This window comes from Pseudomonas sp. FP2338 (genome assembly GCF_030687515.1).
Lineage (GTDB): Bacteria > Pseudomonadota > Gammaproteobacteria > Pseudomonadales > Pseudomonadaceae > Aquipseudomonas > Aquipseudomonas salomonii.
In genome coordinates this window covers 2,345,848-2,360,014 of record NZ_CP117436.1, presented here as the reverse complement: position 1 = coordinate 2,360,014, position 14,167 = coordinate 2,345,848, and the positions used below count along the sequence as shown (strand labels likewise).

The following is a 14,167-nucleotide window of genomic DNA, read 5'->3' as shown; positions in this document are numbered from 1 at the left end:
CTTTCATTTAGTCGCTCTTCACAAGGAGTGTAATTATTGAGCTGTGCTCATGTTTTTTTAAATTACTTGCTCAGGTGGGTCTTGAGTTCCTCAGATGCCTGCGCAACTGCGCTGCGCGGCGTCGGCAGCTGGCTGAACGCGTTCGACAGCCCGAAGTCGTGAATCATGCCGTTGTAGCGAACGGTCTTCACAGGTACACCTGCAGCGTCGAGCTTGCGGCCGTAAGCCTCAGCTTCATCGCGCAGGACATCGAATTCGGCAGTCTGGATCAGCGTCGGCGGCAAGCCCTTCAACTGTTCGGTCTTCGCCTGCAGCGGCGAAGCGTAAATCTGCTTGCGTGCCTCGGCGTCGCGCGTGTAATTGTCCCAAAACCACACCATCAAGTCCTTCGTCAGGTAATAGCCGCTGGCAAATTCCTTGTACGACGGCGTGTCGAAGTTGGCATCTGTTACCGGGCACAGCAATACTTGCGAACGCAGTGTGGGCCCACCCTTCTCGTTGGCCATCAAGGCAACCACGGCGGCAATGTTCCCACCTGCGCTGTTGCCCACTACGGCGAGGCGCGCGCCATCTACCTTGATCTCTTCGCCATGCTCGGCAACCCATTTTGTCGCGGCATAGGCTTGTTCGGTAGCCTCGCCATAGGCTGCCTCTGGCGAGAGGCTGTAGTTGACGAAGACCGCCACCGCACCCGAACCTGCCACCAGGTCACGCACCAGCCGTTCATGAGTTGGGAAGTCGCCCAACACCCAGCCGCCACCATGGAAATACATGAACGCGGGCAGGGTCTTCTGCTGGCTACCGACCGGGCGCACGATGGTCAACTTCAGATCGCTGCCGTTGACGCGTATCGTCTTCTCGCTGACTTCAGCTGCAGGCAAGGCCACTTGGGCAGCAGCCTGGGCACCCGCCAGCGCGGCACGAGCATCGACCGGCGTCATGGAGTCGAGGGTCGGGACACCTTCAAGGGATTGCAAGAGTTTCGCCGTGTTGTGCTCAACTCCAGGGTACGAGGCGGCGCAGGCAGTACCGGGCGCAAGTGTAACGACGGTAAGAGCGAAAGCAGAGGTAAGGGTTTTCATGACGTTTCCATTTGTATGGCTGAGTGCCGTAGAGCAATCAGCTACAGAAGACTCAAGGACGACAGAGGTTCAAGGCGCGACGTGGGTATGAAAGATCTTGCTGACGACCGTCCACTTGCCTTCAACTTTCAACAAATGGAAAAAGTCCGTGAAGGAAATGCCTGACATGTCATTGGCGTCGATGCGTGCGCTAGCCGCCGTACCGACGATCTCAATGCGCACGATGGCTGCCGGTGCGTTCGGAGATGGGCGAAAGCCCTCATCAATCCCCTTGAACAGGATTGGAATTGCGCCGCCGGCCAGCTTACCGTCGCCATCGACGCTGAACATGGTCGCTTGCTCATTGAACGCAGGCTTCATGATGCTGCTTTTGGCTTGCTTGCAGCCCTCGATGTACGTGTTCAGCACCTCGGTGATGGCTTGGTATTCGTGTACGTAAGTAGGTTTGCTCATGGTTTTTCTCCTGCATCATTGGATGGGATTGAGGACTGGCACCGTCCCGCCGCCCGCTCGGGGCGCGGACTCATTCAGGCTTTGGTATCAAGCCAAACAGAACCGTAACGCGTGTAGGCAGCAGGAATCTCAATGACTTCTTTCAAATCATCTGCTGCAGTGCGCACCCAGAATGGATCACGCAACATTTGCCGCCCGACAAACACCAGATCAGCGCGGCCGTTTTGCAGGATTTCTTCGGCCTGACGACCACTCTGGATGACACCCACCGCACCCGTCGCAATATGCAGCTCATTGCGCAGCAACTCAGCGGCCGGTACTTGGTAGCCTGGGTAGGTCTGAACCTTGATCATCTTGATGCCGCCGGAGCTGCAGTCGATCAGGTCCACGCCCTGCTCTTTCATCCAGCGACCGTATTCAAGGAATGACTCGGGGGTGTTTCCGCCTTCGGCGTAATCAGAGCTGGAGATACGAACAAACAGAGGACGATCGCCCCAATGGGTTTTGACTTCCTCCAGCACTTCGCGCAGGAAGCGGTAGCGACGCTTGGCATCACCGCCATATTCGTCGTCGCGGGTATTGGCGAGTGGCGAGAGGAACTCATTCAGCAAATAACCATGCGCGGCATGGATCTCAAGCACATCAAAGCCCGCTTCACTGGCGCGTCGTGCGGCATCGCCATAGAGCTTCACCAAACCCGGAATTTCGTCAGCCGCGAGCGCGCGAGGCACAGGGCTGGTTTCCGTGAACGGGATAGCCGACGGCGCAATGTGAATAAGGTTGGGCAGGTCAGCATTGCGCCCCGCATGGCCGATCTGAGCACCGGCTTTGGCACCAAAGCTGTGAAGCAGTTCGGTCAGCGCCTTCAAGCCGACGACGTGCGCGTCACTCCAGATACCGAGGTCGCCGGCGCCGATACGACCATCGGCGTGCACTGCCAGCGTCTCGGGGAAAATCAGTGCCGCCTGACCCAGGGCGCGAGCGCCGTAATGCACTCGGTGCCACTCGGTCACAAAGCCATCATCCGCAGCCATGTGCATGCACATAGGTGACATGACCACGCGGTTTTTCAGTTTCATGCCTTTTATTTCATGAGGGGAAAGCAACAAGCTCATATTCAGTATTTCCGTAGTGGTCGATACGGAATGATGTTAGCCTACGCACAACATACGCGTAAGTACGCACATTTTTGTGCGGTAGGCACATTTTTTATACCAAGGGAGTTCCTGTGAAAAAATGCATCCCACAGAATGAAGTTGAAGCATTCGCTTGCCCTGTCTCCTTTACCGTCGATGTCATTGGCGGGAAATGGAAGTCGCTGATCCTGTTCCATCTGATGTCCGGAACAAAGCGCTTCAACGAGTTGCGCCGGCTGATCCCCGATGTGACGCAGCGTATGCTCACCTTGCAACTCAGAGAGCTGGAGACTGACCGGGTTATCCATCGCGAAATCTACCGTGAGGTGCCGCCCAAGGTTGAATATTCGCTCACAGAATTAGGCAACACGCTGGCTCCATTGATCAGTGCGATGCGTGAATGGGGAGCGGTGCATGAAGATGCAATCCTGGCGTTCAGGCGCGCCGAAGCCGATGCCAATCCACTTGAATCGCTCGCCCGGCTTTAGGCTTTTTGCCAATGGATGTCACGCCCCTGCCCCTGGGATCAGACACGGGCTCAGGCACGCCATGCTCAACGCGAATTGCCTGAATATCACCGTTGAAGCCCTGGTTAGCCAGGTAGTAGCCAGCGACGTCAAGGTCTGCCGCCAGTTGCCCGGAAATCGGCGCATAGGGCTCCCAGAAGATCGTATTGGCAGGTAGCAACTGGTGGTGAAAACGCATCGCCCCCACCGCATCTTTCAGCCCCAGGTGGAAGTCATACACGTTACTGACAACCTGGAAGATGGATGTGAAAATCCGCGAGCCACCCGGTGTACCAATGACCAGGGCGACCTTGCCATCCTTCAGGAAAATCGTCGGTGTCATTGACGACAATGGCCGCTTTCCGGGTTCAATGGCATTGGTGTCGGTGCCGACGACGCCCATCTGATTGGGCACCCCCGCCAGCGCCGAAAAGTCATCCATCTCGTCATTGAGCAAAATGCCGGTTTTTTTCGCGACGACGCCAGAGCCGAAAAAGCCATTGAGCGTGTAGGTGTTGGAAACCGCGTTGCCCCACTTGTCGACGATTGAAAAGTGCGTGGTCTGGGGTTTTTCCGGTGATTCAATATTGATGCCGGCGACGACCTTATCGGTGTCCGAAGGCACCGACAAATTGACCTGCGACGCACGGCCTGCCAAGTAGTGTTCGTCGATCAACTCATGCACCGGCACGGCGTAAAAATCCGGATCTCCCAGGTACTGCGCCCGATCAGCAAACACCCGCTTCTCGATCTCCGCCACCAGATGCATGTAGCGCGCGGAATTGAGCGGCACGCCCTTAAAATCCTCGCGACGCATTTCTTTCATCTTCAATAGTTGCACCAGCGCAACCCCACCGGAGCTGGGCGGTGGCGCGGTGATTATCTGGAAGCCGTTCCAATTGGCTTGTATCGGTGCACGCCAAACAGCTTTGTAGTCGGCGAGGTCTTGTGCGCTGATCAGGCCACCATTGGCACTCATATCGGTCACGATCAGCGCAGCGGTTTTACCCGCGTAAAAGCCTTTCGGTCCCTGCGCGGCGATGCGCTTGAGTACCGCCTCCAGTTCAGGCTGCTTGAAGTGGTTACCCGCCTGCAGCTGACCGAAGTGTTCAGCGAAGTTGGTTTTACCGGCGAAGCGTTTTTCGTTTTCGCTCTTGGCGCTACTGGCCAGCGCTTCATCAACAACGAAGCCATGGTGCGCATAGCCAATGGCTGGCTGGATCAGCTGCGACCATTTGAGCTTGCCAAAGCGTTTGTGCGCCTCCCACATACCGGCGACCGTGCCGGGCACGCCCACGGACCGGTGGCCGATCACACTGCCTTGCGCCTGATCTGCCGCAATGACTTTTTTACCCGAGCTGTCGACGAACATGTCTCGGGTCGCTTTTTGCGGCGCACGTTCGCGATAATCGAGAAAATAGGGTTTGCCTTTGTAATAGACGGTCATGAAACCGCCGCCGCCGATGTTCCCGGCTTCTGGGTAAGTCACGGCAAGGGAAAATGCAACGGCAACGGCCGCATCTACGGCATTCCCGCCTTTGGCAAAGATCGCATTGGCGGTGTGCGCAGCAAATGGGTCAGGCACGGCCAGCGCACAATGTGTTAACGCCGTACGTGGGCTGGCGGTCGCCAGTTGATAAGTACCCATAAGTAGCAACACCACCCATAGCACGACGCAGCGACGCGTGCGGTAAAACACCGATTTCTTGTACATAGACCACCTGTTTTTTTTATAAATAATGGCAGCACAGTGGCAACTGACAGGGCGTGATTCGCTACATGAACCGCACACCCAAGTGCCTGAAAAGAATCAACACGCAACAACTTTTTATTGATTTACCAGCCAAAAAAAAGCCCTCGACGCGATTAACGTAGAAGGCTCTTGTGTCACTGATTAAGCGTTAGGTTCGACCCCGACAGAGCGTTTGCGCTCCAGGGGCGTTTTCTCCCACTTGGCGATGACCAGTGGGGCTATCGCATTACCCAGCACATTCAAGGTGGTGGTGCCGCTGTCGATGATCCGGAAAATCCCGGCGATCAACGCAACCCCTTCCAGCGGCAGCCCGGCAGATGCCAGGGTGGCCGACAGAATGATGATGGCAAACCCAGGCACACCCGCGGCGCCCTTCGACGTCAGCACCATTGTGACCACCAGCAAAATCTGCTGAGTCAACGACAGATCAATGCCATAGAGTTGGGCAATGAAGATTGTCGCCACACCAAGGAAGATCGAAGCACCGTCCAGGTTAAACGCATACCCCACCGGCACCACGAAGCTGACGATGCGCCGAGGCACGCCGTAGGCTTCCAACTTGGTCATCAACTGCGGCATGACCGCCGCAGAGGCTGCGCTGGAGAAAGCCAGAATCAGCTCGTCACGGAAGTACTTGATCAACTTGAAAACGTTTTCGCCGATCAGGTAGCAAATGCCGCCGAGCATCACCAGCGCAAAGGTGATCAGCGCCAGGTACACCACCCCGATCAACTTGAGCAACGGCAGCAACGAGGCAAATCCGAAGGTCGCCACCGTAGCGCCGATCATGCCGAATACACCGATCGGTGCGTAGGCCATGACAAACGACACGACTTTGAACATGGCATCGGAGAAGCCCTGCACCACCGCAATAACCGGTGCGCTCTTCGCTTTAGGCAAGGTATTCAACGCCATACCCAGCAACACGGCAAAGAACAGCACCGACAGCAACTTCGCTTCTGACATCGCGACAATCACGTTATCGGGCACGATGTTTTGCAGGATGATCAGCGCGCCTTTCGAGGGTTCCATGTGCACGGCAGCCGCGTTATGGGCGATCCCCGCGATTTCGGTGCCTTTACCCGGCTCGAACAGATTGGCGAAGCACAAGCCGAGCACGATGGCGAGACTGGTGATTGCAAAGAAGTAGATCAACGACCTTGCGCCCATGCGCCCAAACGATTTGTTATCTCCGCCCCCGGCAATGCCGAGGATCATGCAGCAGAAAACAATCGGCACGACGACCATCTTCATCATCTTGATGAAGATATCACCGAGTGGTTTAAGAATTTCGGTACTGACCCACACTTGATTTTCCGGGTGGGTATTGAAATACCAACCCACGAGCACGCCAAGCAACAGCCCGGCAACGATTTGCCAAACTAAGGGGATACGTTTCATGTCTAGCCTTTTTGTTGGAATGAAAGGACTGCTTTAAGCAGTAGCTAGATTCATGAGCTTCCAGCTCATTTATGTTTGCCCGGCGCACTCTATTGCGTGCGCCAGTTTTTATTATTTAGCGAAGAGCTGGCTCATATCCTTGAACGCCTTGAACTCCAGTGCATTGCCGCACGGGTCGAACAGGAACATCGTGGCCTGCTCGCCGACCTGGCCCTGGAAGCGAATGTAGGGTTCGATCACAAACTTGGTCGCGCGCGCTTTCAAACGTTCGGCCAGGGCTTCCCATTGCGCCCACTCCAGGATGATGCCGAAGTGCGGAACCGGTACGTCGTGGCCGTCTACCGGATTGCTGCGCACGCTTTCCTGCGAAGCAGTCTTGGGATGCTCGTGGATGACCAACTGATGGCCGTAGAAATCGAAGTCGACCCACTGGTTGCTGGAACGACCTTCGCAAAGACCGAACACCTCACCGTAGAAGTGACGTGTAGCGGCCAGGTCATACACAGGGATTGCGAGGTGAAAAGGAGAAAGACTCATCAGGACTCCGATAACAATTTTTTATTGGTTTGTGGTGCCGGACACCGTGGTCGCTGCCCGACGACTTTTTTGAAGGTGGATTTATGCTAAAGCCGCACCACCTTAAAAAAAATCAATATAAATTTTTCACAAGCACAATTTTATTTTGTTAATAGAAGCGTTCTGCTCACTGCTCCCAGCCTGCCATCGCGCACCGCCGCGCCAGCCTTCAACCACGACCTTCACGTCAACATCGGTTGAGATCTGCACAGCCAGAAAGCGTCGAACTGGACGGCTGAGGTCGGCGTTTAATTCAACTCGCGACCTTTGATACGGGCAAGCGGCGCCAGCAGCGATGGGTCGAAGGGGTCGGGCGCACGGCCATCGAGCAACCGTTGCAGCAGGTCAGAATTGGCCAAGGCAGCTTTGCCAACGGCGATAATATCTGCGCCCGCCTGCAGGGTTTGTTCAACGCTGGGCGAGTCCTGCACGCCGCCATTGGCGATCAACGCGACACCGGGCGCATAACGGCGAGCCAGCGTTACCAGGCTTGCCTCGTTACCGGGGAAGGCCGGCTGCCAGGCTCGATGCTCCGTCACATGGATGAAGTCGACACCAGCGTCAGCCAGGCTGCCGATCGGTGTAGATCCCTTCCGTGATGATCAAGCCAAAACCGCCACGGGCAAAACGTTCGTAATATCGGGCCATTGCAGGCGTGGCATTGCCGTTCTCACTCACACTGACGCGTGTCATGGGTGCAAGCGCCATGCGATTTTTCAGTTTAAGAGCGCCCATATCGAATGGAGTTACACTGCGCAGGTTTAGTGCTGTCATGATTTTCCCTCACTTATTCGCCAGCCATGGCGATAAGCGCGGCAATAGCCCATTAGAAGCGCACACTTGCAATAAGGCGCCTTAACGGAAAAGGTTATTACCATGCAAATTCCCGAGATAGAGGTGTTCGCCAACGTCGCCATCAGCAGCAGCTTGTCCGAGGCCGCGCGACGGCTTGGGTTATCGGCGATGACCGTCTCACGACGCCTGGCGGCCCTGGAAAAAGACTTGGGTGTGCGCCTGGTACACCGCACTACGCGCTCCGTCGCACTCACGCCGGAAGGCGAAATGTACCTGCCTTACGCAAAGACCATGCTCGAGGCGAACCAATCGGCACGGGCCACGTTGAAATCCAGCACAGGCAGTGCCAGCGGCACATTGAGGGTCACCGCGCCCAGCGTCTTTGGCCAAACCGTTATCATGCCGCTGCTGCCAGCGCTGCTGGCTGACAACCCAACCCTAAAGGTCGACCTGACATTATCGGACAGCATCATCGACATCGCCGGGCTCGGCATTGATGTGGCCATCCGCATCGCCACGTTGCGCGACTCAACATTGGTGGCGACCCACCTGGCACCCAACCCACGCATCGTCTGCGCAAGCCCGACTTACCTGGCGCAATGGGGCACACCGGCGGTGCTGGATGACCTCAACCATCATCAGTGCATCGCGTTGCACGGCATGCCCTACTGGCCGTTCACCAAAAACGGTGACGCTGTAACTTATCGCGCTCACGGCAGTTTCTCAGCCAACAGCGTCGAGGCGGTGCGCACGGCGAGCAAGCAGAACTTGGGCTTGGCGATGTTGACATACTGGGACATCAGAAACGAACTTGCCGAAGGCTCCCTGGCCCTTGTCACATTGGCGGATCCGGTACCCGAGCAACGGTCCATCACTGCGGTGCTTGCGACACGTCAGCATGTTCCGCGCAGAGTACGCGTGTTCGTTGAGCACCTGGAACAAGCGCTCAACAGATGAAAGGAGCCGCGACAGAATCGCGGCGTATGACTCAGCGGCGCAGGAGACGGTCCAGCACCAGCAGCGCTACTGCACCGATTGCAAGCGCAGCAACGGGTTTCTCTTTTACGAACGTAGACACGCTGTCCAGTGCGTCGCCGTAACTCTGGGTGAGCTGACCAGCAACCTGCCGACCCGCACCTTCAGCTTCCAGCCTCGAATCACCGAACAATTTCCCAACGGCGCCCTGGGCTTTGCCGGCAAGTTTTTCTGCAACACCTTCGACTTGTTCACTCTTCATAATTCACCACACCTTAGCGCGTAATAGGTAGATAACTCAGGTCGACCTGAGCCACGGCAATCTGCACAGCGTTAGGGGGATGGGCATTATGATTAGTTCAAAATTGATGAGGTTCCGAATCTGCGCGCACTGCGCCTACTTTGCGCATGTTGCAGGAATACGAGGTGCTCTCACTCGTGGACTTCAATGGTTTTGCGCATAAGCGAAAAAAGATGCCGAAGCATCTATTCAGTCAATCGAAGGCAAAAAAAAGCCACTCGTTAGAGTGGCTTTTTCTTTGTGTTAGGAGCGGGAAACGAGACGAAGAAAACCACTCTATCTCCTTGAAAATCCTTATTTTTTGTTAAAAAAACGGCGTTTCAATGGGCTAATTTTGTACCGCTTCGCGGCCGCTGGCAATTCCTCTCGTCAGCCCGGTCTGCGGCGGGTGTCAGTCAGGTCCGAGAGGGTTGTGCGGGGGTCACCGACAGCGGATTCTGAAAAAGTCGCTTGGGATGAAAAAGTGCGGCGGCCACCTGCACCAGCTCAACCTCAATGGCCGGGTGATCTGCGATTTCGAGCGAGACGCGCTGCACGAGGAAGTGCCGCGCACCCAGGGCGCCCTGCACAATCACACCTCTATCCAGCCTGCCTTGAAAGATCGCTCCTACACCTTCTCCAAACACTTCCGACGGCCCCCTCTGAAATACCCAACAGTCACGAAAAATGACGAGCCCTTTTCTACAATAAACGTTATGTATTCAGTTGTCCTGGGCAAGAAGCCCACGTTTCCATTCATCTCATGAAGAACTTGGATCATGCTGAATACCTCATTTTTCCCCTCATTACGTACCGCCATCGGTACAGCCCTGCGGCCCCGACAACTCAATCGAGAAGAAGAGCGCCTGGTCCACTACTACCGTTGCTTGTCGGAACAGGATCGTGAAGCGGTGCGCTGCCTGATGTTTGCGGTCAGGGAAACCCACGAGGTGAACACCCTCACCCATAAAAAGTGACACCGGCATGGGTCAGCGAACGATGAAGTACCTGCGGGTCGGACATCTAGCCGGCAGCCTGTCGCCAACACCCTCGCGATGGATTTTCCTAGCCATCCAGAGCATGCCTGCCGCCCTCATAGGCAACGCCATTACGCGCGTGATTGTGACCTCGCCGTCGAAACGTTCTACCTTGCTAAAGTACGAAGCCCCCATCGCCGTGAGGATCTGCATCTTCCCATGCCTGCCTTCGTCACCCTCCAGCCTCGATTTCCCTTCGGTGGCCTGACCTTCTCCCGCTGTGTGGACGCCCTGATCCGACAGGATTTGCTCGACCCGCTGCCCTATGTACGTCGGCACATTGCGGCGACTGGGGCGATGCGCGAGCGATCACTTTATCTCTAGACTTGTTTGCACCGGATCACCTGGACTCCAGCGGTTGTATGCAAAAACAAAAAAAGACGCCGAAGCGTCTATTCCTTAAATTCCAGGCAAAAAAAAGCCACTCGTCAGAGTGGCTTTTTCTTTGTGTTTGGAGCGGGAAACGAGACTCGAACTCGCGACCCCGACCTTGGCAAGGTCGTGCTCTACCAACTGAGCTATTCCCGCGTCTTGGTGGTGTGCATTCTATAGAATCCAGAACCCCCGTCAACCCCTTGATTCAAAAAAGTTTTATTTCTTTTCAACGGTGGTGCGCAGATGCGGCCAGGCAGCGCGCAAATACTGAAGCATGGACCACAAGGTCAGGCCGGCGGCGATCAGCAGCAAAGCGTAACCAATCAGCACCCACATCGAGAAGTCCGACGGGTTGGCCAGCAAAATCACCAGCGCAAGCATTTGCGCGGCGGTTTTCCATTTGCCCATGTTGGAAACGGCCACGTGGGCGCGGGCGCCGATTTCGGCCATCCATTCGCGCAGGGCCGAGACGACGATCTCGCGGCCGATGATCACGGCGGCCGGCAGGGTCAGCCACAGGTTGCCATGTTCCTGCACCAGCAGGACCAGGGCCACGGCGACCATGAGTTTGTCGGCCACAGGGTCGAGGAACGCGCCGAATGGCGTGCTTTGCTCCAGGCGGCGTGCCAGGTAGCCATCGAGCCAGTCGGTGGCGGCAGCGAAGGCAAACACCGAACTGGAGGCGGCGTAGCTCCATTCGTAGGGCAAATAGAACAACAAAATGAAAATCGGGATAAGCAGGACGCGTAGAACGGTGATCAGATTAGGGATATTCATCGGCACAACTGGCTACGAGGTGAGAAGGCATTCTATTCGCTGTGCAGACTTGCATAAATCAATTCTGCGAGCTTTTTACTGATACCGGGTGCTTTGGCTATTTCGTCAATGCTGGCACGGGATAGCTCTTGCAAGCCACCAAAATGTTTAAGCAGGTCGCGACGGCGGGTCGGGCCAACGCCTGCCACCCCTTCCAGCGTTGAGGTTCGCCGGGTTTTGCCACGGCGGGCACGGTGGCCGGTAATGGCAAAGCGGTGAGCTTCGTCGCGGATCTGTTGAATCAGGTGCAGCGCGGGTGAGTCGCCCTTCAAAGTGAACTCATGGGCGGCATCATTCAAGTACAACGTCTCGAAACCGGCCTTGCGCGTGGCGCCCTTGGCCACGCCAAGCAGGATCAGGTCAGGCACCGCCAGTTCGTTGAGCACGTCACGGGCCATGGACAACTGGCCCTTGCCGCCGTCTACCAGCAGGATATCGGGGAGCTTGCCCTCGCCGTCCTTGAGTTTGCTGAAGCGTCGTGTGAGCGCCTGGTGCATGGCAGCGTAGTCATCGCCGGCAGTGACGCCTTCGATGTTGTAGCGCCGGTAATCGGACTTGATCGGCCCTTCCGGCCCGAATACCACACAGGAAGCCACGGTGGCTTCGCCGCTGGAGTGGCTGATGTCGTAGCACTCCAGGCGCTGGGGCGGTTCATCCAGGTTAAGGACTTCGGCCAGGGCATCGAAACGTGCGGCAACGTGCTGACGATTGGCCAGGCGCGCGCCCAGGGCCTGTTCGGCATTGGTCACGGCCAATTGTTGCCAGCGCGCGCGGGTGCCGCGTACACGGTGACTGATGTCCAGCTCACGGCCGCGCAATTCGTGGATCGCCTCGATGAGCGTGGGGAAGTCCTCATGCACCACGTTGACGATCAGTTCGGACGGCAAGTCGCGCTCGGGGCTACTCACGTAGTACTGGCCAAGGAAGGCCGCCATGACTTCGGCCACTTCCTCGTCGATACCGGTCTGCGGGAAGAAATTCTTGCTGCCCAGCACTCGCCCGCCACGCACGCTGATCAGGTGCACGCAGGCGCCGCCGGGGTTGACGAAGGCGGCGATCACGTCGACATCACCGGTGCCCCCTTCCATGCTTTGCTGGTCCTGCACGCGGCGCAACAGCGAGATCTGGTCGCGCAGCTCGGCAGCCCGTTCGAAATCCAGGGTGCTGGCGGCCTGTTCCATGGCGCCTGAGAGTTCATCGGTGAGGGCATTGCTGCGCCCTTCAAGGAACATCACCGAATGGCGCACATCTTCGGCGTATTCCGCCGGTTCAACCAAGCCGACACAGGGCGCCTTGCAACGCTTGATCTGGTATTGCAGGCACGGCCGCGTGCGGTTCCTGTAGAAGCTGTCTTCGCACTGGCGCACAAAAAAAGTCTTTTGCAGCAGACTCAGGCTTTCGCGAATCGCACCGGCGCTCGGGTACGGGCCGAAATACTTGCCCTTGGCCTTCTTCGCGCCTCGGTGAATACTCAGGCGCGGGAAGTCACCGTCGGACAAATACACATAGGGGTAGGATTTGTCGTCACGCAGCAGGATGTTGTAGGGCGGCCGCCATTCCTTGATCAGCGTCTGCTCCAGCAGCAGCGCCTCGGTTTCATTGGCAGTGATGGTGGTTTCAACCTGGGCGATACGCGCCACCAGCGCGGCGGTTTTCGGCGCCAGCCCGGTCTTGCGAAAGTAGCTCGCCAGGCGGTTCTTCAGGTTCTTGGCTTTGCCCACGTAAAGCAGGCGTGCCTCGCTGTCGAACATGCGGTACACGCCAGGGCGGCCACTGCAGGTTGAGAGAAAGGCACTCGGATCAAACGGTGTGGTCATGTCAGGCGCTGGCGTCCACCATGCCGTGGCGTACCGCGAGCAGGGTCAATTCAACATCACTGCTGATGGCAAGCTTCTCGAAAATACGATAGCGGTAGGTGTTGACGGTTTTAGGCGACAGGCACAGCTTGTCGGAGATCGTCTGGACTTTCTGGCAGCCGACAATCATCAAGGCGATCTGGATTTCCCGCTCCGACAACGCATCAAACGGCGAGTCGCTGGTAGGCTGGAACGATTTGATCGCCAACTGCTGGGCAATCTGCGGGCTGATATAGCGCTGGCCGGCAAATACCAGGCGTATGGCTTGCACCATCTCGGCCAGGCCTGCGCCCTTGGTCAGGTAGCCGGCGGCTCCCGCTTGCAGAAGCCGGGTAGGAAACGGATCTTCCTCGCACACAGTGACCACCACGACCTTGATGTCCGGATGGCTGCGCAGCAATTTTGTCGTGGCACCAAGACCGCCAATCCCGGGCATCTTGACGTCCATCAATACCACATCGGGTTTCAACTCCCGGGCCTTGATCAGGGATTCCTCCCCCGATTCGGCCTGGCCGACTACTTGCAGGCCATCGATGTCAGCCAGCATTCGTGTAATGCCCGTACGAACGAGATCATGGTCATCGACTACTAGCACCCTAATCAAGCAGACACCTCGCGATATGGTCTTATAGGTTGCTGAACACCTTAGCAAAAAACCAAGGCGCAGACCTAGCTGCTAGCGTCATATATATAGAGTTTCAACGCGATAAGGCTGCCCGTCGGATGACGAGCAGCGCTGTTTCCTGGGTAAAAGGTCAGGAATCCTGGGCTTGCGGTTTGATTTTCCCATTCAACGCGACTGAATGTTCGGCCAGGGTGGATGTCAGGCGGCGGATTGCATCCTGGTCTTCCTTGAACATGGCGCGATAATCGACCAACACCTTCTCTTCGATCTGGCTGAGGTTTTCCAATTGAATCGGCGTGGCATTGCCGGTCAGCACATACAAGATGTCCACGCCTTTTTCGGCTACCCGTGACAGATAATCGGCTTTAGGCGCTCGCCCTCCATTTTCATATTTGCCCTGGGCATTGGCCTCAACCCCTCCAATTTCACCAAACACTTTTTGCGACAGCCCAAGTCGCTCTCTTTCCTGCCTTAAACGCGAACCGATTCCACTCATTTGGA

The 14,167-nt window shown here is 56.7% G+C and carries 15 protein-coding genes, 1 tRNA gene and 1 pseudogene; 4 read left to right on the top strand and 13 right to left on the bottom strand.

Annotated elements, in window-relative coordinates; genetic code table 11:
* Positions 1–62 precede the first annotated feature (62 nt).
* The 3 genes from PSH96_RS10835 to namA form a co-directional block, all read right to left on the bottom strand.
* Positions 63–1,082 (bottom strand): alpha/beta hydrolase, encoded by a 1,020-nt coding sequence (locus PSH96_RS10835; RefSeq protein ID WP_305459138.1) that lies wholly within the window; start codon positions 1,080–1,082, stop codon positions 63–65.
* A gap of 69 nt (positions 1,083–1,151) precedes the next feature.
* On the bottom strand, positions 1,152–1,535 hold the full coding sequence (locus tag PSH96_RS10830) for a nuclear transport factor 2 family protein (protein WP_305459136.1): 384 nt from the start codon (positions 1,533–1,535) through the stop codon (positions 1,152–1,154).
* A 74-nt stretch (positions 1,536–1,609) separates the two neighbouring features.
* Positions 1,610–2,614, bottom strand: coding sequence for an NADPH dehydrogenase NamA (gene namA, locus PSH96_RS10825; RefSeq protein ID WP_305459135.1), 1,005 nt, complete (start codon positions 2,612–2,614; stop codon positions 1,610–1,612).
* A 149-nt stretch (positions 2,615–2,763) separates the two neighbouring features.
* Between namA and PSH96_RS10820 the strand changes: the two genes are divergently transcribed.
* The gene (locus PSH96_RS10820; protein ID WP_305459133.1) at positions 2,764–3,159 is read left to right on the top strand and encodes a helix-turn-helix domain-containing protein; all 396 of its coding nucleotides are present in this window, start codon (positions 2,764–2,766) and stop codon (positions 3,157–3,159) included.
* On the opposite strand, the gene ggt is transcribed toward PSH96_RS10820, so the two are convergent.
* The 4 genes and pseudogenes from ggt to PSH96_RS10800 form a co-directional block, all read right to left on the bottom strand.
* Positions 3,107–4,825: a gamma-glutamyltransferase gene (gene ggt / locus PSH96_RS10815; protein WP_305460032.1), complete on the bottom strand. Its 1,719-nt coding sequence runs from the start codon at positions 4,823–4,825 to the stop codon at positions 3,107–3,109. The two genes, PSH96_RS10820 and ggt, sit on opposite strands and share 53 nt — an antisense overlap.
* 246 nt (positions 4,826–5,071) lie before the next feature.
* Entirely contained in the window at positions 5,072–6,331 is a 1,260-nt protein-coding gene (locus PSH96_RS10810) for a cation:dicarboxylate symporter family transporter (protein WP_305459130.1), read from the bottom strand.
* A gap of 111 nt (positions 6,332–6,442) precedes the next feature.
* Entirely contained in the window at positions 6,443–6,868 is a 426-nt protein-coding gene (locus PSH96_RS10805) for a VOC family protein (RefSeq protein ID WP_305459129.1), read from the bottom strand.
* Between the two features lie 287 nt (positions 6,869–7,155).
* Positions 7,156–7,681: pseudogene (locus PSH96_RS10800) on the bottom strand (hypothetical protein).
* A gap of 102 nt (positions 7,682–7,783) precedes the next feature.
* Between PSH96_RS10800 and PSH96_RS10795 the strand changes: the two are divergent.
* Complete coding sequence (locus PSH96_RS10795; protein WP_305459127.1) at positions 7,784–8,659, top strand: LysR family transcriptional regulator; 876 nt, start codon at positions 7,784–7,786, stop codon at positions 8,657–8,659.
* 31 nt (positions 8,660–8,690) lie between these two features.
* Here PSH96_RS10795 and PSH96_RS10790 read toward each other — a convergent pair whose 3' ends face one another.
* A complete protein-coding gene (locus PSH96_RS10790; RefSeq protein ID WP_065931481.1) occupies positions 8,691–8,939 on the bottom strand; it encodes a CsbD family protein in 249 nt (82 codons plus the stop codon).
* A gap of 494 nt (positions 8,940–9,433) precedes the next feature.
* Between PSH96_RS10790 and PSH96_RS10785 the strand changes: the two genes are divergently transcribed.
* Both PSH96_RS10785 and PSH96_RS10780 read left to right on the top strand, forming a co-directional pair.
* On the top strand, positions 9,434–9,724 hold the full coding sequence (locus tag PSH96_RS10785; protein WP_305459125.1) for a hypothetical protein: 291 nt from the start codon (positions 9,434–9,436) through the stop codon (positions 9,722–9,724).
* 12 nt (positions 9,725–9,736) lie between these two features.
* Positions 9,737–9,934: a hypothetical protein gene (locus PSH96_RS10780; protein WP_305459122.1), complete on the top strand. Its 198-nt coding sequence runs from the start codon at positions 9,737–9,739 to the stop codon at positions 9,932–9,934.
* Positions 9,935–10,446: 512 nt separating this feature from the next.
* Here PSH96_RS10780 and PSH96_RS10775 read toward each other — a convergent pair.
* The 5 genes from PSH96_RS10775 to PSH96_RS10755 form a co-directional block, all read right to left on the bottom strand.
* Positions 10,447–10,522 (bottom strand) — tRNA-Gly (locus PSH96_RS10775).
* 63 nt (positions 10,523–10,585) lie between these two features.
* Positions 10,586–11,146, bottom strand: coding sequence for a CDP-diacylglycerol--glycerol-3-phosphate 3-phosphatidyltransferase (gene pgsA, locus PSH96_RS10770; RefSeq protein WP_056858037.1), 561 nt, complete (start codon positions 11,144–11,146; stop codon positions 10,586–10,588).
* Between the two features lie 32 nt (positions 11,147–11,178).
* Positions 11,179–13,002 (bottom strand): excinuclease ABC subunit UvrC, encoded by a 1,824-nt coding sequence (gene uvrC, locus PSH96_RS10765; RefSeq protein ID WP_056858038.1) that lies wholly within the window; start codon positions 13,000–13,002, stop codon positions 11,179–11,181.
* A 1-nt stretch (position 13,003) separates the two neighbouring features.
* Entirely contained in the window at positions 13,004–13,645 is a 642-nt protein-coding gene (gene uvrY / locus PSH96_RS10760) for a UvrY/SirA/GacA family response regulator transcription factor (protein ID WP_003190387.1), read from the bottom strand.
* Between the two features lie 151 nt (positions 13,646–13,796).
* Positions 13,797–14,162: a helix-turn-helix domain-containing protein gene (locus PSH96_RS10755; protein WP_305459120.1), complete on the bottom strand. Its 366-nt coding sequence runs from the start codon at positions 14,160–14,162 to the stop codon at positions 13,797–13,799.
* Between the last annotated feature and the right edge of the window lie 5 nt (positions 14,163–14,167).